Here is a 24,355-nt window from a genome sequence, read left to right on the forward strand (position 1 = left end):
ATATCATCATTTGCTTCGGATGGCTTCTACAGGGCTAAGTCGCGATGCGAGGAATGCTGGAATGATGCCCGCTACCAATCCGATGGTAACCGATATGGTAATTCCCAACATCATGTTTTTCATCGTCAGGTACATGGTCACATCAAATGCATAAGAGGCGATTCCGCTTAGCAGTCCAGCCATGAAAAGACCAACTCCGCCACCCATCAGGCACAGGAAAACGGCTTCTGAAAGAAATTCCATCATAATGAACCAGTTCTTGGCACCCAGCGATTTTTCGATGCCGATAAGATGTGTCCGTTCCTTCACCGATACGAACATGATATTGGCAATGCCGAAACCTCCCACCAGAATGGAAAACCCTCCGATGATGGTTCCAGCGATGTTCAAGATGGTAAAAAGACTTTCGAGCGAATTGGAAAGTACGCTGATCTCGTTCAGAGCAAAGTTGTCATCCGCACGTGGTTTCAACCTGCGTACGCTGCGCATGATGCCGCGCAGCTCATCTTTCAACTCTGCTGTGGAAACGCCTGGTTTTCCTTTTACCATGACGAGCGGGTTGGAACCGCGCGATTCAATGCGCATCACCTGACGCGCGAAGTTGATCGGCATCAGCAACTGGTTGTCCACCGAATTGCCGAAAACGCTTTCGCCTTCCACACCAAAAACACCGATAACGGTCAGTTTCCGTTTGAAAACCTTTACTGTTTCACCCACAGGATTGCGGTCACCGAAAAGCCCCTGCGCCACCGCCATACCGATGATGCAAACGTTCTTTCCCGTATTCGATTCCATCAGGGTCAGGTAGCGCCCCGAAACAATATCGAATGATTTGATCTTGTCGTAATCGTGCGTTACAGCAACCACGCTCACGTTCTCAACTACCGTTGATTCGTGTTCCACGCTTTTGTTTTTCGAGGCCATGAAAACAACCGATTCGGCTGCATCGCTTCTCCGTTGCACTTCCTTGAAATCGTTCAGGTCGGCATCTGGCCGTTGCCAATATTTCCACCACTCAAAATCGGTTCCCGTTGCCCACGGCCATTTCTGAATGTAAACCGTATTGTCGCCCAGCGATTGAACATTATCGCGGATGTTCTTCTCCATCGAGTCCACAAACGTGAAAACCAGAATGATGGCCATGATTCCGATGGTGATGCCCAGCAGCGAAAGGATGGTTCGCAGCTTGTTCGAGACAAGCGCATTCCAAGCCATCTTAATGCTTTCGGAAAATAGTTTTAGGAATATGATCATGCGCTGTTGAAAACTTGGGCGGAAAAGCGATTGGTCAGCATGGCAAAGGTAACCTTATTGTACTTCAAAAGGCTACCTTTGCCGTGCTTGGAAAAAGTTCCTGAAACCCTTGATTTTATTGGATTTTCAAACATACAGGGAAACGGTTTTCCAGCATCATTGTTTTTCTAATCGTTAATTGAAGAAAGTGGCGAGTAAGACCATTAAAAATGCCCTCATTTCGGTGTTCCACAAAGAAGGTTTGGAGCCGATCGTTAAGCAACTTGTAAAGCATGGAGTGAACATCTACTCCACAGGCGGAACACAGACCTATTTGGAGGAGTTGGGTGCAACTGTTCTGAAAGTGGAAGACCTGACCTCGTATCCATCCATTTTGGGCGGAAGAGTGAAAACCTTGCATCCGAAAGTGTTCGGAGGAATTTTGGGTAGAAGGGAAGAGCAAAGCGACCTGTTGCAGTTGGAGGAATATGAGATTCCAGAGATCGACCTTGTGATCGTGGATCTTTATCCGTTTGAGGATACCGTTGCCAGCGGAGCGGATGAGCAGGCCATTATTGAGAAGATCGATATAGGTGGAATTTCATTGATCCGCGCTGCGGCCAAGAATTTCAAGGATGTTGTCATCGTTCCGTCTAAGAACGAATATGCCGCTTTGGCGGAAATTCTTGCCGAAGGCGCGGCAACAACACTTGAGCAGCGCAAGAGTTTTGCAACCGCTGCCTTTGCTGTTTCATCGCATTACGACACGGCCATTCACACTTATTTCGCGGGTGGCGGATTCGCGCATCAGGAAGACGGAACGAAGGTTCTTCGTTACGGAGAAAACCCGCATCAGCAAGGATTTTTCCATGGAGATATTTCTGCGCTGTTCGACCAATTGAATGGGAAGGAACTCAGCTACAATAACCTGTTGGACATTGATGCTGCGGTGAATCTTATTGCAGATTTCAGCCCCACCCCGCCCCTCCCCAATGGGGAGGGAGGTTCTCCCCCTTTGGGGGAGTCAGAGGGGGCTACTTTCGCCATTCTGAAGCACAATAATGCTTGCGGGTTGGCCAGTCGCCCGAAGTTGGTAGACGCTTGGAAAGACGCGTTGGCGGGTGATCCGATCTCAGCTTTCGGTGGTATTCTCATCACCAATGTGGAAGTGGATGCGGAAACGGCCACCGAAATGAACAGCCTGTTTTTCGAAGTGGTGATCGCGCCATCTTACAGCGCTGAAGCTCTCGAAATCCTCAAACAGAAAAAGAACCGCGTGATTCTGGTTCAGAAACCATGCGAATTCCCAAAACGACAGTTCCGCTCACTGCTGAATGGAGTTATTGAGCAGGATAAGGACCTCAGCACGCAGACCGCTTCGGATATGAATCCTGTGACGAATGTGAAGCCGACCGAGGCAGAATACGAAGATTTAGTATTTGCTAACAAATTGGTGAAGCATACAAAGTCAAATACTATCGTTCTTGCAAAGAACAAACAATTGTTGGCAAGCGGTTGCGGTATGACCTCACGAGTAGATGCATTGAAATTCGCCATTACTAAGGCAAAGTCTTTTAACTTCGACCTGAAAGGTGCGGTTATGGCTTCGGATGCGTTTTTCCCATTTCCAGATTGCGTAGAGATCGCGCATGGCGAAGGGATTGATACGGTGGTGCAGCCAGGCGGTTCCATCAAAGACAACGAATCGATAGACTACTGCAACAATAATGGGATGGCCATGGTAGTTACAGGAGTCAGACACTTTAAACACTGAGCGAATGGGGCTGTTCGACTATTTCAGACAGGAAATTGCCATTGACCTTGGCACGGCCAACACGCTTATCATTCACAATGATAAGGTGGTGGTTGACGAACCGTCCATCGTTGCCAAAGACATCCAAACGGGTAAGATCGTTGCCATTGGCAAGAAGGCCCAACAGATGCACGGCAAAACCCACAAGAACATCGAGACCATCCGTCCATTGAAGGACGGTGTGATCGCTGATTTCGAGGCGGCTGAGCAGATGATCAAAGGAATGATCCAGATGATTAACCCAGGTCGAAGACACTTCATGCCGCCACAGATCCGAATGGTGATCTGTATTCCTTCGGGAATTACGGAAGTGGAGAAGCGTGCGGTGCGTGACTCGGCAGAACATGCTGGCGCGAAAGACGTTCGTCTCATTCAAGAACCGATGGCTGCTGCAATTGGTATCGGAATCGATGTGGAAGAACCGATGGGCAACATGATCATCGATATCGGTGGTGGTACATCGGAGATCGCAGTTATTGCGCTTGGCGGTATCGTTTGCGACCGTTCCATCCGCGTAGCGGGAGATGATTTTACCGCTGATATTGAGGATTATATGCGTAGACAGCACAACATTCTCATTGGCGAGCGTTCCGCAGAACGGATCAAGATCGAGGTCGGTTCGGCTTTGACCGAGTTGGACAATCCGCCAGCAGACTACGCGGTTCATGGTCGCGACCTCATGACGGGTATTCCGAAAGAGATCACGGTTTCCTATCAGGAAGTGGCGCATGCGCTGGATAAATCGATCACCAAGATTGAAACGGCCATTCTGAACAACTTGGAGATGACGCCACCAGAGCTTTCGGCAGATATTTACCGAACGGGGCTTTATCTCGCAGGTGGAGGTTCCATGCTTCGTGGCCTCGACAAGCGTATTTCGCAGAAAACAAAACTTCCAGTTCACATTGCCGAAGACCCGTTGCGTGCGGTGGCCCGTGGAACTGGTATTGCACTTAAAAACATCGACCGATTCCCATTCCTGATGCGATAGGTCGGCCGCTTACTATGGATGAATCATGAGGAACATCCTGCTTTTCATTTACAGGAATCATGTGTTCTTCCTCTTCCTTTTGCTTGAACTTCTGAGCTTCGCACTCATTGTGCGGAACAACAATTTCCATCGCGGTAGCATGCTCAGTTCCAGCAACCAGATGGTGGGGCGCGTGTATGAACTGAACAACGGCATTTCCGAGTATTTCCACCTGAAAACGGTCAATCAGGAACTGGCCTTGGAAAACGCTGCGTTGCGCTCATTGCTTCAGCAGTCGCAATACACGTACTCAGAAAAACATGTGGATGTGGTCGATTCCATCCGAAGACAGCATTACACGTACATTCCCGCCAAGGTCATCAACAGCACCACCGACCGCAGGAGCAATTACCTCACCATCAATCGTGGGCTGCTTCAAGGTGTGGAGCCCGAAATGGCCGTCATTTCATCCAATGGAATTGTGGGAATTGTGAAGGATGTTTCGAAGAATTTCGCATCGGTCATTTCGGTATTGAACAAGCGTTCCAGTATCAGTGCCAAGTTGGCGGATGAAGGCTACATCGGTTCACTTACGTGGGATGGCCGCGATCCGCAGATGGCGCAGCTCATGGATATTCCGAACCATGTGCCGATGGCCGAAGGCATGCTGGTGGAAACATCTGGCTATTCTTCCATGTTTCCAAGTGGAATTCCGATTGGTAAAGTGCGCAGTTTTGAGGTGAAGGATGGCGATAATTTTCATTCCATTGAAGTAGAGTTGTTCACCGATATGCAATCGGTGGAAGTGGTGTATGTAGTGAACAATCTGATGCGTTTGGAGCAGACGCAGCTGGAAACAGAATCGCAGACGGATGACGAGTGATGCGTTGAAATATGCGTGGCAATTTGTGCTGCTGGTGCTGCTTCAGGTACTCATTTTCAATAACCTGAATCTGGGCGGCTACGTCAACCCGTTTCCGTACATCTACCTCATTCTGGTTCTGCCCATTTCCATGGGACGAATACAGCTGCTGTTGGTCGGCTTCCTGCTTGGCCTGTCGGTAGATGTGTTTTCCGACACGGGTGGAATTCATGCCGCGGCCACCACGCTCATCGCGTTCTACAGGCCGCTGTATCTCAAGGCGCAGTCGCCCCGCGAAGGCTACGAAATGGCAGCCGTTCCGCACCTCAAAGTGTTCGGCCTCACGTGGTTCATTCCGTACGCGGTGCTGCTGGTGCTGTTGCACCATACCGTGCTGTTCTACCTCGAAGTGTTCCGTTTCTCCGAATTCTTCCACACGCTGCTCAAAACCGTGCTCAGCTCATTGCTCACGCTGTTCTTCATCCTCTTGGCCGAGTATCTTTTTGTGGGAAGTAACAAACGGAGGTAATGGCGTTCCAGTCTAAGCATACAGACCGCATGTACGTGGTAATGGGCATTGTGCTGCTGGTGGCGGTCACGTTCCTGCTGCGACTGTTCTACATTCAGGTCATTGACGAATCGTATCGCCTTTCGGCAGAGAATAACGTCATCCGTTACCAGACCGAATATCCCGCCCGCGGCCTTATTTACGACCGCGATGGCCGTTTGCTGGTGTACAATGAGGCGGCTTACGATCTGATGGTCATCCCGCGGCAAGCGGTGGATATTGACACGGCTGCCATCTGCAACATTTTGGGAATAACCAAGGAGCAGTTTGCCAAACGGTTGAGTAAAGCCAAGGCGTATTCGTACCGCAAACCGAGTGTTTTTGAGAAGCAGATCTCTGCGGTGACCTATGCCGAATTGCAGGAGAAGATCTATCGTTTCCGAGGGTTTTTCGTGCAGAAACGGACGCTGAGAAAGTATCCATCGCCCATTGCAGCGCATCTGTTGGGGTATGTGGGCGAGGCGAGTCAAGGATTTTTGGAAAAGAACCCGTATTACAAGCAAGGCGATTACGTGGGCATCAGCGGTTTGGAGAAGGCCTACGAGGAGGAATTGCGCGGGAAAAAAGGCGTGAAGGTCATCATGGTCGATGTGTTCAATCGCCCGAAGGGAAGTTACAAGGAAGGGAAATACGATACCGTGGCGGTGGCGGGTAAAACGCTCACCTCAAGTATTGATGCGGAGCTTCAGGCGTATGGAGAGAAGTTGATGCAGAACAAGACGGGAGCCATCGTGGCACTCGAACCTGCTACGGGCGAGATATTGGCGTTGGTGAGCGCACCGAGTTTCGACCCGAATCTGCTGGTCGGTCGTGTTCGTTCTGATAATTACGTGATTCTTCAGCATGACACGCTGAAGCCGCTTTTCAACCGTGCGTTGATGAGCGAACAGAATCCGCCTGGTTCCACGTTCAAGTTGATCAACGCACTGATCGGGCAGCAGGTGGGTGTGCTCAATGAGAACACTACCTATCGGTGTCCGCGTGGGTATGTTTCGGGCAATTTCCGCATGGGTTGCCATGATCACCGTTCACCGCTCAATCTGCGGGAATCTATTCAGCACTCGTGCAACGCCTATTACGGCAATGTTTTCCGCAACATCATCGATCACACGGGCAAGCCGTGGGAAGGATTTGAGATATGGCGGAATCATGTGATCAGTTTCGGTCTTGGTCAGAAATTCAATACCGATCTTCCTGTGGAGTATTCGGGAATTGTTCCAACCAAAGCCTACTATGATAAATACTACGGAGAGAACCGCTGGAAATCGCTGACCATCATTTCCTTGGCCATTGGTCAGGGCGAGATGGGAACAACGCCTTTGCAATTGGCCAATATGACCGCGGCCATCGCCAATCGCGGGTTCTATTATCCGCCCCATTTGGTGAAGGCGATCGATGGCGAACCGATCTCCAATCGTTTCACCGAAAAGCACATGACAACCATTGACCGACCATATTTTACACCTGTGGTGGATGGGATGGAAATGGTTTTTCAGCAAGGCGGAACGGGCTATCGCTCGCGGCATGACAGCATTGTGATGTGCGGCAAGACGGGGACCGCGCAGAATCCGCACGGAGAGGATCATTCCATTTTCATCTGCTTTGCGCCTAAAGAGGATCCCAAAATTGCATTGGCCGTGTTTGTTGAGAACGGAGGCGGAGGAAGCAAATATGGCGCTCCGATCGCCAGTCTGATGGTGGAGAAATACCTGTTGGACACCATCATGCGTCCGAATCTCGAAAAGCCGATTTTGGAGGCCGATCTCATTCACCCGAAAAAGAAGACGCAATGAGGCGCGAGCAGGGCATATTTCATGGCATCGACTGGGTCATTGTGATTCTGTATCTGCTGCTGGTTTTCATGGGTTGGCTCAATATTTACGCGGCCGTTTTCAATGAGGAACATCAGAGCATTCTCGATACCACGCAGCGCTACGGTAAACAGCTCATTTGGATCGGGCTGTCCATTTTTGTGGCGCTTGTCATTATGCTGATAGATGGGAAGTTCTACTCAACGTTCTCTGTTCCCATCTACATTCTGAATATTCTGCTGTTGCTGGTGGTGTTGGTCACCGCCCGCGATGTGGCAGGAGCGCGCTCGTGGATCGACATCGGCCCGTTCAAGCTGCAACCGTCTGAGTTTGCGAAGAGTGCCACGGCCATGGCATTGGCGTATTATCTCAGCACACTCAATATTCGGATGGAAGACCTCAGGACCAAACTTGTCGCGGGGTTGATCCTTGCCATTCCCGCAGGGTTGATCCTGCTTCAGAACGACACGGGTTCGGCCTTGGTTTTTGGGGCGTTCGCGTTGGTGCTTTACCGCGAAGGACTGTCTGGCAACATCCTTCTGTTCGGGTTGGCCATGGCTGTACTGTTCATTTTTGCGCTGCTGTTCACCCCGCTTGCCATGCTCATCATTCTGGGAGTGGTGGCGCTGATTTATTTCTTCCTCCAGCGGAAAAAGACGTGGCGTTTGGCACTTTCCATCGGTGGAATTCTGGTGGTGCTGATGGGTTTTGTTTACAGTGTGGATTACATTTTCAATGAAGTGCTGGAGCCGCATCAACAGGTGCGGATAAACGTTCTTTTAGGAAAGGAAGACGACCCGAAAGGCGCGGGTTACAACGTAAATCAGAGTAAGATCGCCATCGGCTCGGGAGGTTTTGCAGGGAAAGGATTCTTACAGGGAACGCAGACCAAATATGACTTCGTTCCTGAGCAGACCACCGATTTCATTTTCTGCACGGTAGGCGAGGAGTGGGGCTTTCTTGGCACCTTCGTGGTCATTGCATTATTCACCGCGCTTATTCTTCGAATCCTGTACATTTCTGAACGTCAGCGGTCTGCATTTACGCGGATCTATGGTTACTGCGTGGCCAGCATCCTGCTGTTTCACTTTCTGATAAATGTTGGAATGACCATCGGGTTGATGCCTGTGATCGGCATTCCGCTACCGTTCTTCAGTTATGGTGGTTCTTCGCTACTTGGTTTCACGCTGCTGCTGTTCGTTTTCGTGAAACTGGATGGCTACCGATTGCAGCAACTCAGGTAGTTCAGAACTTTAACTTTTGGGGGTTTTGATAATTGTTCCAAAATCGAATCAGTTCGATAGCTCCGTTTTCTTCCACTCTATAGAAAAGGGTTATTTGGGGAAGAATGACCGCTGCCCGAACTTGCTTGTAGCCGACAGATCTGAACGCATGAGGATTGTTCTCAATAAGGTTCAAAATCTCATTTGTAACTGCTATGAAGTGAGCCGCTTCCCTTTCTGTCCATCTAATAAGTAGAAACTCAATGTTCGACTGGTAGTCGGTAGCAGCCTCTGGAGACCAAATGATCACGCGCGCTTTTCAAACAAATGTGGAAATCGCAGCCGTGTCGATTCCATAACTTCCTGTTGTGTAAGCCCACCATTTTTCAAGCTTTCAATACCCTTATCAATGGCCTGTCGTTGTTCATTGGAAAGGTCGGAAAACTCTTCTTCGGTGATATGCACAAATTGGAGAGAGCGGATATATGCAAGCAAGGCTAAGGCTTCTTTGTTGTTACTGTCTATATCCAAGATAATTCTCATCTATCAAAGATAAGTATTTCATATTGAGGGTTATTAGGTCGGGGAGCAATAATAGAAAGCCCCGCCAGATTCCTGACGGGGCTTTCGAATGATCAAATTTGATTGTTCTTAGAAGAACTTCGAACGATGGTCCACAATGTCTGCCTTCTCTTTCAGCGCATCGAATACTTCGAAGTCGACACGCTGCGCCAGTGAACCGTTCAACATGCGGCTGCTTCCTGCGAAACTTGGATTGCTCGGTGCAGCTGCACGATTTTCAACATACACCACATACACGCCTTGCTCACCTTTTACAGGCTTCGAAAGATCGCCAGATTCCAATCCACCAACGGTTCCAATAAGCGCTGGCTCACGTCCCAAACCTGGAATGGCCGTGGATGAGAAAAGAATGTTCTCCTTCACTTCAACTGGAAGATTCATGTTATTGGCAACAGTTTGAATATCGCCAGCTCTGGCCGCTTCAAACTCCTCTACGAACTTCGCAGCCTTCTTATCCTTGATGGCACCCGCTTCCAATTCGTCATGGATCTCATCAATGGTCGAGTAGCCTTCTTCGCGGATTGCGGTCAGTACGCCCACCACGAATGTGTTGCCCAGTTCTTTCACTTCGCTTACATCGCCTTTCTCGGCATTGAATGCCCAACGGATCAACTCACGAGGACTTTCCAGCCCAGCAATGGTACGATCGTTCTCTTTCAGGTTGCTGGCAATACGCTTGTTCAAACCTCGGTTGGCAACTTCCTGATCGAACGATGCAACAGAAGTAACGCTACGCTGGAATTCCTCAGCCTGACCGTAAACGATCTGGAAGGTTTTGGTGCTTGCTTCCACCTTGCGGTCAACAAATGCAACAGCACGCTTTTCAGTATTTCCTTTTTGGTCGAGAACCTCGATGATGTGGAAGCCGAACTGCGAGCGGACAATGACGAGGTCACCTTTCTTTCCATCGAAACAGGCATTATTGAAAGAAGGAACCATTTGGCCTTCCATGAACCAGCCAAGGTCGCCACCTTCGGCACCCGAACCAGGGTCTTCGGAATTGGTACGGGCAAGCTGTGCGAAATTAGCACCACCCTCGATCAATTTCATCAGGCTATCTGCTACGTTTTTGGCTTTCTCAACGCTCCCCAATGTCTCTGGGCGGATAAGAATGTGACGTGCCTTCACCGAATCTGGGGCCATTTTGATACCGATCAGCTTGGCCATGCGGTAGGTCTGATTCTCCAAATATGGTCCGTAAACGAATCCTTTTTCAGCAGCGAACATGATGGAATCGATGGCACCGCCCAATTCGCCTTTCGGTAACCAACGGGCATTGAAACGAACATCAGATTCGCGGTTCACGAAAAGCGTATCGTTATCTGTGCTTTCAAATTCAGGCTTCAAGTTATCGGCCCAAACCTTCATTTTCTCGAAATCATCCTTGGATGGATCGACTCGGAAGGCAACAAAATCGACATCGCGCGAAGCGTCCTGCTCGTACTTCGATTTGTTCTGGTTATAGTATTCCTTGATGTCAGCGTCAGATACTTGAACTGTCGTATCTGGAATGCTGTTGTAGCGCTTCAGTACATATTTGATGGTGGCTGGACGATTTTTCGCCATAAAATCAGCCTCCGCCTCAGCAGTTGTCACATACAGACCTTTTTTAATAAGGTTGTTGTATTTCTCTGTTCTGCGAAGCTTCGCGATGTCCTTCTCGAAGGCGATCCATCGTTTCTTGATGTCCTCATCCTGTTCCATTCGCTTCAAGAAGTTCAGCACTTGTGCACGGTCAAACTGCCCCGTCTGCGGGTTGGTGAACGCCTGCACCACTTGCGGATGCGGGTTATTTCCCTGAACCATGTCGTAGAGTTCTTCCTTGCTTACGCGAACGCCAACGGCATCCAACTCCTCGTCCATCACAATTTCGCGCACCATCTGATTCCAGGTCTGGTCGCGAAGCTGTTCAGTTGTGGCGTTATCAATGCTGCTCTGTCCCGTCTGCGTCTTGTAGTTCTCTACGGTCTGGTCGACACGGTCCTGAAAAGTTCGTCCGTCAACCGCAACACCTGCAATTTCACCGACCTCTGTTGGCGAACCGTTCAGGATGAAACTACTTGAGCTGAAAAGATCCTGCAACACGAATGCAAGCATGGCACCGCCAATAAGAATGAGAATCAATGTTGAGTTCTCGCGGATTTTACCAATTACCATCTGTAATTACCGTTAAAAATTAGGGTCGCGAATATACGTTATGTACATCTAAATTGAAACATGCCGATTTTGTGCTTGGAAAGCGATGTTGTCACACCGTCTGCTTGCCATACATTTTGGCAATAAGCGAAAGTTGCCCAAGATGCGTTCCCTCATGGCGGATGGCATGCATGGCCACAATACGCTTTCGTTTATCCTCGCTGAATGGAAGAATGATCGCACTTTCCTCGTCCAATTCAGCATCACTCATGTTGGAGAGGTTCTCCAACGCAACTGCGTGAATCTCCTTCATGGCGGCAAGCACTTCTTCCAAAGTAGGTTCGTTGGTCGGTTTGGAGCCTTTGGTCATGCCGATTTTGTAATCGTTCAACCAAGGAATATCCATGCCTTTGTGACCCATGCATTGGAGCAGCAACATATTTTCTGCCCAGCAAATATGCGCCATGATCCAAAATGGGCTGTTGGTGGTAAAACCGTTCACCTCAAATTGACGATGCATGTCTTCGCCCTTCAGTTTGCTGAGGTAGAAACGCGTCAGGTTGCGCGTTTCGTCCATGGTCTGTGCGAGAACCTTCCCAACCCCTTCAACCTCCCCCGAGGGGAGGCTACTGCCGTTTGATGTTTTCATCATGTCCCGATGTTTTGCTATCCTCCTTTGGGGGACTTAGGGGGCTTTATGCCTTCCCGTGACACTGCTTGTACTTCTTACCGCTTCCGCATGGGCAAGGGTCGTTCCGACCGATCTTCTCACCAACCGTTACAGGCTCAGGTTTGCTCTGCGGCTGGGTTGGCAACGGTTGCTGCTGTCCGCCATTTTGTGCAGGCGCGGGAGCAGCTTGACGCTGTGCGGCCAATTCTGGACGGGAAGCCGTGACGCGTTCTTTTTTCTCTTGCGCTTCGCGAACGCGGGTGTTCTCGGCATTCGGAAGATCACCTTTGAACAGGAACGAGATCACCTCGCGGTTCATTCTGTCCAGCATTTTCTGGAAAAGATTGAAACTCTCGAACTTGTAGATCAACAGCGGGTCTTTCTGCTCGTAAGAAGCATTCTGCACGGAGGTTTTCAGTTCATCCATCTCGCGCAGGTGCTCTTTCCATTGGTCATCGATGATGGCCAGAATGATGTTCTTCTCGAACGCCAACGGAAGGTTGGAGCCTTGCAGTTCGTACGTTTTCTGAAGATTCACCACCACGTTCATGCTTTTGATGCCATCCGTGAATGGAATAACGATGTTCTTGAACTTGTCGCCCTGCGTTTCGAACACATTCGCGATAACTGGGAACGCGCGTTCGGCAATGCTTGCCTTTTTGCGCTTGTAACCTTCGATCAGGTTGTGCACCGATTTATGAATGAGGTCATCGATCTTCAAAGAATTGAATTCTTCTTCCGTCACTGGAGATTCGGACGAGAACACACGGATCACTTCCAGTTTGAAGCCTTCGTAATCCTTCATTTCGTGGAATTCCTCGACCAACGTGGCGGCCGTGTCATGAATCATGTTCAGCACATCGACCGATAGACGCTCGCCTTGCAACGCGTGTCTTCTGCGCTTGTAGATCACCTCGCGCTGCGCGTTCATCACGTCATCGTACTCCAGCAATCGCTTACGGATGCCGTAGTTGTTCTCCTCCACTTTCTTCTGTGCACGCTCAATGGATTTGGAAACCATGCCGTGCTGGATGACTTCGCCTTCCTCGTAACCCATTCGGTCCATCAGCTTCGCTATTCGGTCTGAACCGAAAAGACGCATCAGGTTGTCTTCCAACGAAACATAGAACTGCGAAGAACCCGGATCTCCCTGACGACCCGCACGACCACGCAACTGGCGGTCCACTCTTCGGCTTTCGTGACGCTCGGTACCAATGATGGCCAAACCGCCTGCCTCTTTCACGCCAGGTCCGAGTTTGATGTCGGTACCACGACCGGCCATGTTGGTAGCGATGGTCACCGCGCCCGGCTTACCGGCATTCGCTACGACATCAGCTTCCTGCGCATGCAACTTCGCGTTCAGAACGCTGTGGTTGATCTTCTTCATTTTGAGCATGCGGCTCAACAGCTCTGAGATCTCTACCGAAGTTGTACCTACCAGAACAGGTCGCCCTTGTCCTGTGAGGTTCACGATCTCATCGATCACCGCATTGTACTTCTCACGGGCCGTTTTGTAAACAAGGTCGTCTTTGTCTTCACGTGCAATCGGACGGTTGGTCGGAATTACCATCACATCCAACTTGTAGATGTCCCAAAGCTCTTTTGCCTCGGTTTCGGCCGTACCCGTCATACCCGAAAGCTTGCTGTACATACGGAAGTAGTTCTGCAACGTAACGGTTGCCCACGTTTGCGTGGCCGCTTCTACCTTCAGGTTTTCCTTGGCCTCGATGGCTTGGTGAAGTCCGTCCGAGTAGCGTCTTCCGTCCATGATACGGCCTGTCTGCTCATCCACGATCTTCACCTTATTGTCAAGCACCACGTATTCCACATCTTTTTCGAAAAGGGTGTAGGCTTTGAACAATTGGTTCATGGAGTGAACACGCGCGCTCTTGATGGCGAAATCGCGCATCAACTCGTCTTTCTTTTTGGCTTTCTCCTGATCGGAGATTTCCATTTTCTCGATCTCGGCAATGCCCGAACCGACATCCGTCAGCACGAAGAACTGATCATCCTCCATGTTGCGGGTAATGAGTTCCAGACCTTTTTCGGTGAGTTCGATGGTGTTGTTCTTCTCATCAATGACGAAGAACAACTCTGCATCCACCTTGTGCATTTCCTTGTTCTGATCCTGCATGTAGTAGTTCTCCGTTTTTTGGAGAATCTGCTTCACGCCAGGTTCACTCAAGAACTTGATCAGCGCCTTGTTCTTCGGCAACGCACGATGGCAGCGCAAAAGTGCCATACCGCCTTCGCCTTCCTTGTAGCCGTCATTTCCAGCAGCGATCAGCTTTTTGGCATCGGCCAATTGCGTATTGAAAAGCGTTTTCTGAACGTTGATGAGTTTCTCAACCTTTGGCTTCAACTCATCAAACTCGTGCTGGTCGCCTTTCGGAACCGGACCTGAAATGATAAGTGGCGTTCGAGCATCATCGATGAAAACCGAGTCAACCTCATCTACAATGGCGTAATTGTGCTTGCGCTGAACAAGATCACCCGCTTCACGCGCCATGTTGTCGCGCAGATAATCGAAGCCGAATTCGTTGTTTGTCCCGAAGGTGATGTCGGCATTGTAGGCCGCACGTCTTTCGGGTGAGTTCGGTTGGTGCTTGTCGATGCAATCCACTTTCAGTCCGTGGAATTCGTATAGCGGCCCCATCCATTCAGAGTCACGCTTGGCGAGATAATCGTTTACGGTTACCACATGCACACCACGTCCCGCAAGCGCATTCAGGTAAACAGGAAGCGTGGCCACCAACGTTTTACCCTCACCCGTTGCCATCTCGGCAATTTTGCCTTGGTGAAGCGCCACACCACCAACCAACTGCACATCGTAATGCAACATGTCCCATGTGATCTCGGCACCACCAGCAGTCCACGATTTCGGGAATGTGGCCTTGTCGCCATCGATCGTCACATAACCTTTGGTAGCTGCAAGGTCGCGGTCCATTTCGGTGGCCGAAACAGTGAGCGAACCTTTCTCTTTCCATCTGCGCGCGGTTTCTTTCACCACGGCAAATGCTTCAGGAAGAATCTCCATCAGCACTTCCTCAACCTTGTCTTTGGTTGATTCCTCGATCTTGTCGATCTCATCGTAAATGCGCTCCTTTTCCTCTACATCCGTGTCTGGAGTTTCGGCCCGTGCGGTGAGTTCATCTATCTGCTTCTGCTCTTGCGCCAAGTGATCTGCGATCTTCTTTTTGAACTCGGCTGTTTTGGCACGAAGCTGATCGTCTGTCAGGTTTTGGAGGCCAGCGAACGCTTGGTTCACCTGATCCACAATAGGTTGGATTTCCTGAATATCCTTATCGGCCTTGGTTCCGAAGAACTTCTTGGCCAAGTTGTTAATGAGATTGATCATTATGATTGAATTCCGTTTGAGAGGCACTTGGGTTGTCAACAACTGTTCCGTTGATGGTATTCGGACAACCTGTCATGCGGGCGGGCGAAATTAAGCCTTTTTTACCTCGGAAGCAGTTAGAAATATGACGTTACAGGCGTAAACAAAAAGAGCGGCTCCGATCGGAAACCGCTCTTGCTGTGTGTTGCTGATCGCTCAGTATTCGTCTTCGTTAAAGAAGAAGTCATCTTTGGTCGGATAATCTGGCCAAATGTCTTCGATGCTCTCGAAAACCTCACCGTCATCCTCAATTTCCTGAAGGTTCTCAACCACTTCCATCGGTGCTCCCGAACGCATGGCGAAGTCGATCAGCTCGTCCTTGGTAGCTGGCCAAGGTGCGTCTTCCAGACGTGATGCTAATTCAAGGGTCCAATACATGCTTTTCTGAGTTAGATGGTTCGCAGTTTGATTTTGCGCAAAGCTAAAAATTTAAGCAAGACGTGAAAGGGTGGTCGAAATTTTTCCGAAAACGCCTGAAATCCTTTACTGACGCGGCTTCCAAGGAATTTCGGTGAGCTTGTCATCTTGCGTGATCTTCCGACTTAGCACAAATAGATAATCGGAAAGTCGGTTCAGATATTTTACAACCAACGGATTGATGGGCTCTTTTTCGTTGAGAAGCACCACAAGACGTTCGGCTCTGCGACAAACGCACCGCGCAATGTGGCAGAAACTGACCGTGTCATTTCCGACTGGAAGCACGAACGAACGCATTTCGGGAAGCTCTTCGTTCATTCGGTCCATTTCCTTTTCGAGGAGTTCGATGTCCGATTCGTTCAGATCGGGCGTTTTGAGATTCGATTTGCTTGGGTCGGATGCGAGAATGGAACCGATGGTGAACAAACGATCCTGCACTTCGCCCAGAATGGTTTCCGCTTTCGGGTCGATCTTCCGATGGCGAACCAAGCCGATGTAAGAGTTCAGTTCATCAACCGTTCCATAGCTCTCGATACGAATGTGGTGCTTGGGAACGCGCGCGCCACCGAAAAGTCCCGTGGTGCCATCATCGCCTGTTTTTGTGTAAACTTTCATGCCGATTGCAACACGGTTTGCACGTCATTGTTGATCTCATCCGATTCCACCAGACCATCTTTCAGTCGGATGATGCGATGCGCGTGTTGCGCAATGTCCTCTTCGTGGGTTACCACCACAATGGTATTTCCGTTCCGATGGATCTCTTCAAAAAGCCCCATGATCTCGATGGAAGTTTTCGAATCGAGGTTTCCTGTCGGCTCATCGGCCAAGATCAACGCAGGATTGTTGACCAACGCTCTTGCAACAGCAACCCGTTGTCGCTGACCACCAGAAAGTTCGTTCGGTCGGTGGCTCATTCTATCTCCCAAACCAACCTGATTCAAAACCTGTTCGCCACGCACTTTTCGGTCCGAACTTCCCATACCCGCATACACCAACGGAAGCGTCACGTTATCCAAGGCAGTGGAGCGGGGCAGAAGGTTGAACGTCTGAAAAACGAACCCGATTTTCTTGTTGCGCACTTCGGCCAACTGATTGTCGGTCATGCGGCTCACGTCCTGTCCGTCCAGAAAATACTGTCCGCTGGTCGGTGTGTCCAAACAGCCGATCATGTTCATCAGCGTGGATTTTCCCGAACCTGATGGGCCCATCAGCGCCACGTATTCCCCTTCTTTGATGGTAATGGAAATATCACGCAAGGCGTGAACCTGTTCAGTTCCCATTACATAGACTTTGGCAATATGCTCGGTGCGGATGACGTCTTTCATGCGTGGCTAAGTTACAATCAATACCTGATGATGAAATCCTGTTTCGGTTGCTGTTTTCTGAGGAAAACAATGCCAACTTGAAACAGGTCAAGCGACACAGTAACACGCTCATCGGCCTTGATGTTCTGCCAAGCTTCGGCCATGCCTTTGCTCCAATAAATGTCATCGAAAAGCAACACCGAATCGTTGTGGCATTTTTCCAAGCATTGCTCAAAATAGCGGATGGTCGGTTCTTTCTGGTGATTGCCATCAATAAATGCCCAATCCAGTTTTTCGATGGAATCGAGAAATGGTTGAAGCGTATCATCAAAGTTTCCTTCGATGATGGTCGGGTTCACATTTGCTTTCGCGAACTGTTCGCTGGCAATGGCAGCCGTATTCGGGCAACCCTCAAATGTGGTCAGGTTTCCGTTCGGGTTGCCAAGCGATTGGTAGAGACTGCCGATTCCGAGTGAAGTTCCCAACTCGATCATGGTTTCGGGTTGGAAATGCTTCGCCAAACGGAAAAGCAACTCACCCCATTTCCCGCCTTTGGCGGAATTCCTGGCAATGTCGGCCACCTTTCTTCGTTTCGATGGATTGACCGTTGAACCTGCTCCCAGATCTGTTATTTCAATCTCATCGGTTTGGTTCAGTAACTCCTTTCGGATTTTCTCAACCTTTTGGTATTCAGCAAACTTAGTTTCATCATAGATCACCTCGTCCAAAAGCTGATACACAAATGGCGAGTGGATGCCGTGGCGGTTCTTGGCTTTCGAAAGATATTTCGCGTATTGTTTGGCGCGCCACAGATAAGACATTGGGCGAAGGTAACTGACCTCGTGAAACAAAACAGCCCAATGCAAATGTCATCAGGCTGTTCTTTTCAAAGACTTTTCGTGTCAGCCTTTCGGCATGTGCACATCCACTTGCGGGAACGGAATGGTGATGTTGGCAGCATCCAACGCCTCTTTTCCAGCTTCGTAAACATCAAAGTACACATCCCAGTAATGAGCGGGGTCGCAGTGCGGCCGAACGGCCAAGTTCACCGAACTATCTGCCAACTCCAAAACACCGACAAACGGTGCAGGTTCTTTCAGCACTTTCGGATGTTCCTGCATCACTTTCAGTAAAACTTCGCGTGCTTGCTTGATATTGGATTCGTAGGAGATTCCCATCACCAGATCAACGCGGATAACCCCTTTTGTGGTGTAGTTGGTGATGTTCCCGTTGCTGATGGCTCCGTTCGGCACGATCACCGTTTTGCTGTCTGGCGTGTTCAGCACCGTCACGAAAATCTGAATCTCCTTCACCACGCCCAAATGCCCTTGGGTTTCAATGAGGTCGCCCACTTTGTACGGTTTGAAAATGAGAATGAGCACACCTCCAGCGAAATTGGCCAAGGTTCCTTGCAACGCCAATCCAACCGCCAGCCCAGCAGCACCGATGACCGCGACAAACGAGGTGGTTTCAATGCCCACCATGCTTGCCACGCTGATCAACAGCATCACTTTCAGCCCGATCCCTACAAGGCTTTTAAGGAACGGTTGTAGGCTTACATCAATATGCCGTCTGTTCAGGATGTTTCCGAGAACGCCAATAAATCGGTTGATGACCCACATGCCAATGACCAGCACCACAAGTGCCAGTACCAATTTTGGTGCGTATTCTAAGGTCAGCTCTGCAGCGTGATTGGTAAACTGTTCGAGTTGAGCGGTATCCATCGTTTCTGAGACTTAGTTATTGTGAACGTGCACATCCATCTGCGGGAAAGGAATGTTCAATCCGTGCTTATCGAATTCCTTGTAAACGCGCTCGTTCAGATCGAAGAAAACGCCCCAGTAATCCCCAGACTCAACCCAACCTCGAACCACAAAATTCACGGAGCTGTCGGCCAATTCCTTCACAGCAATAAATGGTGCGGGATCTTTCAGAATTCTGCTGTCGTCATTCAGCATTCCCATGATCACCTCTTTGGCCTTATCGCAATCATCTCCGTAACCGATGCCAACAACCCAGTCAACCCTTCTGCGCGCTTCCGTAGAATAATTCACCATGCTGCTCGTTGACAATCCTCCGTTAGGAATGATGATGGTTTTGTTGTCGCCCGTTTTCAATATTGTATTGAATATCTGGATTTCCTTGACAGAACCAGCGTGTCCCTGAGCTTCGATGAAGTCTCCGACCTTGAACGGTTTGAAAATGAGGATCATCACGCCTCCCGCGAAATTCTGAAGTGTTCCACTCAATGCCATGCCCACGGCAAGACCTGCTGCACCAAGAACGGCCACAAAAGAGGTCATTTCAATTCCTAACGTTCCCAATGCGCTGATGACCACGAGAACTTTCAGCGTAATGCTGACCATGCTTCCCAAAAAGCTCTGTAGTGCTGGGTCAAGGTTTCTTTTCTCCATCAGCTTCTTCACCATGTTGCTGATCATGCCAGCGATCCAAAGACCTACAACCAGAATCAGAATTCCCATTCCCAGTTTCTGACCGTATTCCATTGCCAATCCTTCCCAATCTGTTCCGTTATCTCCAAATAGTTCTTTCATCGTGTGTGATTTTGATTCTGCTTCCAAAGGAACTAAAAATGAAAAATTTGATTTAAACATTTGTTTAAATCAAATGATTAACACACCTTTGCTGGCGCAATGAGTGAAAAAGACCTCGATACGGCCAATAAGATCAAGCAAGCAGCAAGCACGCTTTTTTTGGAGAAGGGTTTCGGAAGGACCACCACAAGAGATATTGCCTCATCCGCAGGGGTCAACCTCGCGTTGGTCAACTATTATTTCCGCAGCAAGGAGGAGCTGTTCAAAACGATCATGCTCGAAACGGTGCAGGGTTTTATCGGGCAGCTTCACGTGCTGATGAACGATGGTCACACGTTTGAGGAGAAGGTCGAACTGTTCGTAAGCAACTACACCGAACTGCTGAAAAAACGCCCCGACCTGCCCATTTTCATGTTGAGCGAAATAAGGAACCATCCAGAAGAGATGGCGGAACGATTAGGTATCGAACAGATAATTAAAGAGGCCAAGTTCTTTCAGGAATTGGCGCAACGTTGTCCAGACGGGATGCATCCCGTCCACCTGTTCATGAACCTCATTTCCATGACCGTTTTCCCATTCATTGGAAGGCCGATCGTCATGGCAGGCACGGGAATGGATTCCGAAACCTATACAATGATGATGGAGCAGCGCAAACAACTGGTGCCGCAGTGGTTTCTCGGCATGTTAAAACCGCAAAACGAAGGATGATGAAACGACATTTTTCCATCGCAATTCTATTCTTGCTATTGGCTTTTTCCGGTCAGCTGCAAGCGCAGAAATTGAACCTGTACGCCTGTTTGGACAGTGCCGAACAGCACATGCCGTTGCTTCGGCAGCAGCCGATCATGGCGGAAATTCTCGACAACAAGTTGAAAACCTACAACCGCAGTTACCTGCCGATGGTCACCGCCAACGGACAGGCTTCCTATCAATCGAATGTGCCTGAGTTGCCGTTCTCGTTTCCTGGCGTTCCATCGCTGGATATTCCAAAATTCCAGTACCGAGGCTATTTGGAATTGTACCAGCCCGTGTTCGATGCGGGTGTTTCGGGAGCGCAGAAAGTGGCCGAAAAGGCACAGAACGAAGTTTCGCTGAAAGTGTTGGAAGTAGGCCTTTCGGAGTACAAAAAGCAAGTGGCGCAACTCTACTTCCAGATGCTGTTGGTGGATGATCAACTGAATATCATTTCCAAAACGCTGACGCTGATGTCAGAGCGCGAAGGCGTGTTGGAAGCGGCCCTCGAAAATGGGGTTGCGCAGCAGAACGACCTGCTCAAATTGCAAAGTGAAATTCTCGGTCAGGAGAAGAAACAATTGGAACTGGAAAGCGCACGCGAAAGCGGCATGGAAGTGTTGCAACTGCTCACAGGAATTGAAACAAAAGGCCGCGAGTTGGAAGTTCCCGTCATTCAAACAGCCATCGATTACGCTTACGCGGACAACCTCGAACTGCAACTGATCAGTACCAAACAGAAAGGGTTGATGGCGACTGAAAAACTCCTGAAAGCAAAGCGGTTGCCACGTATCAATGTGTTCGGCCAAGCAGGTTACGGCTCGCCCAATCCTTACAATTTCTTCAAAAAGGATCTGAGTCCTTTTGGAATGGTCGGTCTAAAGGCTACATGGAACATTTGGGATTGGGGAAAAACCTCGCTCGAAAGGAAAAATCTGCGATTAAGCAGTCGCTTGATGGAGGAACAACAGAGCCAAAAGGAAGTGGAGGTTGAAAGCAAGATCGCGCGGATGCGTAGCGAAAGTGAGAAGCTGACCAAAGCGCTGGAGTGGGACGAGAAAATGTACAGCCTGCGTTCACAGATCCGTGAAAACGCGGAAGTACAAGTTGAAGAAGGTGTGATCACTTCGATGGATTATCTGGATGAAGTTCTGGCCGAGCAACTGGCCGAACTCACACGAAGTGTCGATCAGGTGAGCCTTTACCAGAACCAGATCATGCTGCAATTCGAAACAGGCGTATTGAAATGAACCACAAAACAACAATTCCGATGAAAAACGCATTTCTGATGTTTTCCCTTTTGGGTCTGCTGGCGGGCTGCATGGGCAATGGCGACAAGGCCGATGCCTATGGGAATTTCGAAACTGATGAGTTGACCGTAAGTGCCGAAACCAGCGGCAAACTCTTGGTTTTCAATGTCGAAGAAGGACAAACGTTAAAAGCGAGCGACCTCGTGGCTGTTGTCGATACCACGCAGCTTTACCTGAAGAAAATGCAGGTACAAGCAAGCATTGCGGCCGTGCGAAAGAAACTTCCTAACGAAGCCGCTCAATTGGCCGTTTTCGACCAGCGGATGGAAAAGCTCAACACGGAGATCATCCGCATTGGCAAGTTGGTCGAAGCAAATGCCGCTCCATCCAAACAATTGGACGACCTCAAAGCCGAACTGGACGTAACCATGAAGCAGCGTTTGGCCACCGCTTCCACGCTCGGAACACAAACGCAGGGAATGTTGGCCGAAATCGACCCGATGCGTTTCCAATTGATGCAGATCGAAGATCAACTTCGAAAATCCTACATCTACAATCCGATAAACGGAACAGTGCTTACAACACTTGCCAAGGCCAGCGAACTCACGATGCAGGGAAGGCCATTGTACAAAATTGCCTCGCTCGATCCATTGACCTTGCGCGCTTACGTGAGCGAAGACATGCTCAGTCAGGTGAAAATTGGCGATAAAGTGACGGTGAACACCGATGCTTCTGATGGCACCATGAAATCTTCGGAAGGAACCGTGACGTGGATCAGTAGCGAGGCGGAATTCACGCCCAAGATCATCCAAACCCGTGATGAAAGAACAACGCAGGTTTACGCCATGAAAATTGATGTGCCGAATGATGGAAGCCTGAAAATCGGTATGCCTGCGGAAGTAGAATTCGGCAATTGACAACATGAATTAGCCACAGATTCACAGATTTTCTCAGATGAAAAAGGATAAAATAATCTGTGTCGAAATCTGCGTTAATCCGTGCATCTGTGGCCATAAAATGTCTTTAAGAGCATAAATTTTGAAACCCGCCATTTCCATACAGAACCTGAGCAAATCGTACGGAAACGTACAAGCACTGAAGGACATCAGTTTTGAGGTGCAGCAGGGTGAACTGTTCGGGCTTATTGGTCCGGACGGGGCAGGAAAAAGCACGCTGTATCGCATTCTTACAACGCTTCTTTTGGCCGACCAAGGCAAGGCCGAAGTGATGGGTTTGGACGTGATGGATGACTTCCGCGAGATTCGCAATCGTATCGGTTACATGCCAGGTCGGTTCTCGCTTTATCAGGATTTGACGGTTGAAGAAAACCTTGATTTTTTCGCCACCATTTTCGGAACCACCATCGAAGCCAATTACGAATTGGTGAAGGACATTTACGTGCAACTCGAACCGTTCAAAACCCGTCCTGCGGGCAAGCTGAGCGGTGGCATGAAGCAGAAACTCGCGCTTTGCTGCGCGCTCATTCACAAACCGGAAGTGCTCTTTTTGGATGAGCCGACCACAGGCGTGGATCCTGTGAGCCGCAAGGAATTTTGGCAGATGCTGAAACGCCTCAAGGATCAAGGAATCGCTATTCTGGTGAGTACGCCTTACATGGACGAGGCCGCGCTTTGTGACCGCATCGCGATGATCCAAAAGGGCGAAATTCTCAGCATCGCATCGCCCGAAAGCATCAACGAAAGCTTCCATGGAACGCTGGTGGCCATGAAAAGCCAGCACATGTACGAATTGCTTTTGGCGCTTCGCAACCATCCGAAAGTGGCCAGTTGTTATGCCTTTGGTGAGTTCTTGAACGCCACATTGGCGGATGGCGAAACCGATTGGAAACCCATCGCGCAAGACATCCGAGACAAAGGCTTTGACGACCTCGTGGCAAAGGATGCGCAAGTAGGAATTGAGAACGTTTTCATGCAATTGCTAAAGACGGCCGAGGCATGAGCGAGAAGGTGATCATAGCGGAAAACCTGACACGCAAATTCGGTGATTTCGTGGCGGTGAATGCCGTTTCGTTCGAAGTGAGCAAAGGAGAGATTTTTGGGTTTCTCGGTGCAAATGGAGCTGGCAAAACAACTGCCATGCGCATGCTCTGCGGTCTGCTGGAACCGACCTCAGGAAAGGCCTCGGTTTCGGGTTTCGACATCGCAACGCAGACCGAAAAAGTGAAGCAGCACATCGGCTACATGAGCCAGAAATTCAGTATGTACGAAGACCTCACCGTGAAGGAGAATTTCCTGTTTTACGGAGGAGTTTACGGTCTGAAATGCAAGGTGATCATGGAGCGGCTGGACATGATGCTCGGACTGATGCAACTGCGTGATGAGATGAACTCGTTGGTCGGTTCGCTGCCACTCGGTTGGAAGCAGAAACTGAGCTTTTCGCTGGCCACACTCCATCAGCCCAGCATCATCTTTTTGGACGAGCCGACAGGTGGTGTGGACCCGATCACACGCAGGCAATTCTGGGACATGATCTATGAGGCGGCACACGATGGCGTGACCATTTTCGTGACCACGCATTACATGGATGAGGCCGAATATTGCGACCGCGTCAGCATCATGGTCGATGGCGTGATTGAAGCGCTTGATAGCCCCGAAAACCTCCGAAAATCGTTTAACGCAGAAAGTATGGATGCAGTGTTCCAAGAACTGGCGCGCGGCACCTCAACGAAATGAAAAGCCCCCTAAATCCCCCGAAGGGGACAGATGAAAACAAAATGAGCAGGTTTGTAAGACGTATGAAAGAGAAATTGACCCCCTCGTCCGCCTCAGGCGGACACTCCCCCTTTCGAAGGGGAGAGTTGGTGCAGGACTC

At 49.6% G+C, this 24,355-nt stretch carries 23 protein-coding genes; 11 read left to right on the forward strand and 12 right to left on the reverse strand.

Annotated features, from left to right (window positions below; translation table 11 throughout):
* Positions 1-6 precede the first annotated feature (6 nt).
* Positions 7-1,251, reverse strand: coding sequence for an FtsX-like permease family protein (locus GC178_11815; protein MBI1288251.1), 1,245 nt, complete (start codon positions 1,249-1,251; stop codon positions 7-9).
* A 190-nt stretch (positions 1,252-1,441) separates the two neighbouring features.
* On the opposite strand from GC178_11815, the gene purH reads away from it, so the two are divergent.
* Genes purH through rodA form a run of 6 tightly spaced genes read left to right on the forward strand, consistent with a single transcriptional unit; the run spans position 1,442 to position 8,501 of the window.
* On the forward strand, positions 1,442-3,007 hold the full coding sequence (gene purH / locus GC178_11820) for a bifunctional phosphoribosylaminoimidazolecarboxamide formyltransferase/IMP cyclohydrolase (protein MBI1288252.1): 1,566 nt from the start codon (positions 1,442-1,444) through the stop codon (positions 3,005-3,007).
* A gap of 4 nt (positions 3,008-3,011) precedes the next feature.
* Positions 3,012-4,037: an MreB/Mrl family cell shape determining protein gene (locus tag GC178_11825; protein MBI1288253.1), complete on the forward strand. Its 1,026-nt coding sequence runs from the start codon at positions 3,012-3,014 to the stop codon at positions 4,035-4,037.
* Positions 4,038-4,062: 25 nt separating this feature from the next.
* The gene (gene mreC / locus GC178_11830; protein ID MBI1288254.1) at positions 4,063-4,899 is read left to right on the forward strand and encodes a rod shape-determining protein MreC; all 837 of its coding nucleotides are present in this window, start codon (positions 4,063-4,065) and stop codon (positions 4,897-4,899) included.
* On the forward strand, positions 4,889-5,407 hold the full coding sequence (mreD, locus tag GC178_11835; GenBank protein MBI1288255.1) for a rod shape-determining protein MreD: 519 nt from the start codon (positions 4,889-4,891) through the stop codon (positions 5,405-5,407). The genes mreC and mreD overlap by 11 nt, the downstream gene beginning before the upstream one ends.
* The gene (gene mrdA / locus GC178_11840; protein MBI1288256.1) at positions 5,407-7,239 is read left to right on the forward strand and encodes a penicillin-binding protein 2; all 1,833 of its coding nucleotides are present in this window, start codon (positions 5,407-5,409) and stop codon (positions 7,237-7,239) included. Before mreD ends, mrdA begins: the two co-directional genes overlap by 1 nt.
* Positions 7,236-8,501, forward strand: a complete 1,266-nt coding sequence (gene rodA, locus GC178_11845) for a rod shape-determining protein RodA (protein MBI1288257.1) — start codon at positions 7,236-7,238, stop codon at positions 8,499-8,501. Before mrdA ends, rodA begins: the two co-directional genes overlap by 4 nt.
* A gap of 1 nt (position 8,502) precedes the next feature.
* Here rodA and GC178_11850 read toward each other — a convergent pair whose 3' ends face one another.
* The 11 genes from GC178_11850 to GC178_11900 all read right to left on the reverse strand — a co-directional run bounded on the left by GC178_11850 (position 8,503) and on the right by GC178_11900 (position 19,541).
* A complete protein-coding gene (locus tag GC178_11850; GenBank protein ID MBI1288258.1) occupies positions 8,503-8,790 on the reverse strand; it encodes a type II toxin-antitoxin system RelE/ParE family toxin in 288 nt (95 codons plus the stop codon).
* Positions 8,787-9,023 (reverse strand): hypothetical protein, encoded by a 237-nt coding sequence (locus tag GC178_11855; GenBank protein MBI1288259.1) that lies wholly within the window; start codon positions 9,021-9,023, stop codon positions 8,787-8,789. The genes GC178_11850 and GC178_11855 overlap by 4 nt, the downstream gene beginning before the upstream one ends.
* A gap of 108 nt (positions 9,024-9,131) precedes the next feature.
* Positions 9,132-11,219, reverse strand: coding sequence for a peptidylprolyl isomerase (locus GC178_11860; GenBank protein MBI1288260.1), 2,088 nt, complete (start codon positions 11,217-11,219; stop codon positions 9,132-9,134).
* 91 nt (positions 11,220-11,310) lie between these two features.
* On the reverse strand, positions 11,311-11,850 hold the full coding sequence (locus GC178_11865) for a DUF664 domain-containing protein (protein MBI1288261.1): 540 nt from the start codon (positions 11,848-11,850) through the stop codon (positions 11,311-11,313).
* A 43-nt stretch (positions 11,851-11,893) separates the two neighbouring features.
* Positions 11,894-15,226 (reverse strand): preprotein translocase subunit SecA, encoded by a 3,333-nt coding sequence (gene secA / locus GC178_11870; GenBank protein MBI1288262.1) that lies wholly within the window; start codon positions 15,224-15,226, stop codon positions 11,894-11,896.
* A gap of 195 nt (positions 15,227-15,421) precedes the next feature.
* Positions 15,422-15,643: a DUF2795 domain-containing protein gene (locus tag GC178_11875; protein MBI1288263.1), complete on the reverse strand. Its 222-nt coding sequence runs from the start codon at positions 15,641-15,643 to the stop codon at positions 15,422-15,424.
* 105 nt (positions 15,644-15,748) lie between these two features.
* Positions 15,749-16,297 carry a cob(I)yrinic acid a,c-diamide adenosyltransferase gene (locus GC178_11880; protein MBI1288264.1) on the reverse strand — a complete coding sequence of 183 codons (549 nt, stop codon included), beginning with the start codon at positions 16,295-16,297 and terminating at the stop codon, positions 15,749-15,751.
* Positions 16,294-17,007: an ATP-binding cassette domain-containing protein gene (locus tag GC178_11885; protein MBI1288265.1), complete on the reverse strand. Its 714-nt coding sequence runs from the start codon at positions 17,005-17,007 to the stop codon at positions 16,294-16,296. Before GC178_11885 ends, GC178_11880 begins: the two co-directional genes overlap by 4 nt.
* Positions 17,008-17,024: 17 nt before the next feature.
* On the reverse strand, positions 17,025-17,807 hold the full coding sequence (locus GC178_11890) for an SAM-dependent methyltransferase (protein ID MBI1288266.1): 783 nt from the start codon (positions 17,805-17,807) through the stop codon (positions 17,025-17,027).
* 81 nt (positions 17,808-17,888) lie between these two features.
* Positions 17,889-18,710 (reverse strand): mechanosensitive ion channel, encoded by an 822-nt coding sequence (locus GC178_11895; protein ID MBI1288267.1) that lies wholly within the window; start codon positions 18,708-18,710, stop codon positions 17,889-17,891.
* A gap of 12 nt (positions 18,711-18,722) precedes the next feature.
* Positions 18,723-19,541, reverse strand: coding sequence for a mechanosensitive ion channel (locus GC178_11900; protein MBI1288268.1), 819 nt, complete (start codon positions 19,539-19,541; stop codon positions 18,723-18,725).
* A 99-nt stretch (positions 19,542-19,640) separates the two neighbouring features.
* Here GC178_11900 and GC178_11905 point away from each other — a divergent pair, with 99 nt between their 5' ends.
* The 5 genes from GC178_11905 (at position 19,641) to GC178_11925 (ending at position 24,216) form a co-directional block, all read left to right on the forward strand.
* Complete coding sequence (locus GC178_11905) at positions 19,641-20,249, forward strand: TetR family transcriptional regulator (GenBank protein MBI1288269.1); 609 nt, start codon at positions 19,641-19,643, stop codon at positions 20,247-20,249.
* Entirely contained in the window at positions 20,246-21,523 is a 1,278-nt protein-coding gene (locus GC178_11910; protein ID MBI1288270.1) for a hypothetical protein, read from the forward strand. Before GC178_11905 ends, GC178_11910 begins: the two co-directional genes overlap by 4 nt.
* A gap of 20 nt (positions 21,524-21,543) precedes the next feature.
* A complete protein-coding gene (locus tag GC178_11915; protein ID MBI1288271.1) occupies positions 21,544-22,440 on the forward strand; it encodes an HlyD family efflux transporter periplasmic adaptor subunit in 897 nt (298 codons plus the stop codon).
* Between the two features lie 121 nt (positions 22,441-22,561).
* Positions 22,562-23,482, forward strand: a complete 921-nt coding sequence (locus GC178_11920; GenBank protein MBI1288272.1) for an ATP-binding cassette domain-containing protein — start codon at positions 22,562-22,564, stop codon at positions 23,480-23,482.
* Positions 23,479-24,216 (forward strand): ATP-binding cassette domain-containing protein, encoded by a 738-nt coding sequence (locus tag GC178_11925; protein ID MBI1288273.1) that lies wholly within the window; start codon positions 23,479-23,481, stop codon positions 24,214-24,216. Before GC178_11920 ends, GC178_11925 begins: the two co-directional genes overlap by 4 nt.
* Positions 24,217-24,355 lie beyond the last annotated feature (139 nt).

This window comes from Flavobacteriales bacterium (genome assembly GCA_016124845.1).
Taxonomy (GTDB): Bacteria; Bacteroidota; Bacteroidia; order UBA10329; family UBA10329; genus UBA10329.

Bases quoted from the DNA above. Each gene is read 5' to 3' on its own strand.
- GC178_11825 (MBI1288253.1), top strand. From the start codon at position 3,012: ATGGGGCTGTTCGACTATTTCAGACAGGAAATTGCCATTGACCTTGGC.
- mreC (MBI1288254.1), top strand. From the start codon at position 4,063: ATGAGGAACATCCTGCTTTTCATTTACAGGAATCATGTGTTCTTCCTC.
- mreD (MBI1288255.1), top strand. From the start codon at position 4,889: ATGACGAGTGATGCGTTGAAATATGCGTGGCAATTTGTGCTGCTGGTG.
- mrdA (MBI1288256.1), top strand. From the start codon at position 5,407: ATGGCGTTCCAGTCTAAGCATACAGACCGCATGTACGTGGTAATGGGC.
- rodA (MBI1288257.1), top strand. From the start codon at position 7,236: ATGAGGCGCGAGCAGGGCATATTTCATGGCATCGACTGGGTCATTGTG.
- GC178_11855 (MBI1288259.1), bottom strand. From the start codon at position 9,023: ATGAGAATTATCTTGGATATAGACAGTAACAACAAAGAAGCCTTAGCC.
- GC178_11860 (MBI1288260.1), bottom strand. From the start codon at position 11,219: ATGGTAATTGGTAAAATCCGCGAGAACTCAACATTGATTCTCATTCTT.
- GC178_11865 (MBI1288261.1), bottom strand. From the start codon at position 11,850: ATGATGAAAACATCAAACGGCAGTAGCCTCCCCTCGGGGGAGGTTGAA.
- secA (MBI1288262.1), bottom strand. From the start codon at position 15,226: ATGATCAATCTCATTAACAACTTGGCCAAGAAGTTCTTCGGAACCAAG.
- GC178_11875 (MBI1288263.1), bottom strand. From the start codon at position 15,643: ATGTATTGGACCCTTGAATTAGCATCACGTCTGGAAGACGCACCTTGG.
- GC178_11880 (MBI1288264.1), bottom strand. From the start codon at position 16,297: ATGAAAGTTTACACAAAAACAGGCGATGATGGCACCACGGGACTTTTC.
- GC178_11885 (MBI1288265.1), bottom strand. From the start codon at position 17,007: ATGAAAGACGTCATCCGCACCGAGCATATTGCCAAAGTCTATGTAATG.
- GC178_11890 (MBI1288266.1), bottom strand. From the start codon at position 17,807: ATGTCTTATCTGTGGCGCGCCAAACAATACGCGAAATATCTTTCGAAA.
- GC178_11895 (MBI1288267.1), bottom strand. From the start codon at position 18,710: ATGGATACCGCTCAACTCGAACAGTTTACCAATCACGCTGCAGAGCTG.
- GC178_11900 (MBI1288268.1), bottom strand. From the start codon at position 19,541: ATGAAAGAACTATTTGGAGATAACGGAACAGATTGGGAAGGATTGGCA.
- GC178_11905 (MBI1288269.1), top strand. From the start codon at position 19,641: ATGAGTGAAAAAGACCTCGATACGGCCAATAAGATCAAGCAAGCAGCA.
- GC178_11910 (MBI1288270.1), top strand. From the start codon at position 20,246: ATGATGAAACGACATTTTTCCATCGCAATTCTATTCTTGCTATTGGCT.
- GC178_11915 (MBI1288271.1), top strand. From the start codon at position 21,544: ATGAAAAACGCATTTCTGATGTTTTCCCTTTTGGGTCTGCTGGCGGGC.
- GC178_11925 (MBI1288273.1), top strand. From the start codon at position 23,479: ATGAGCGAGAAGGTGATCATAGCGGAAAACCTGACACGCAAATTCGGT.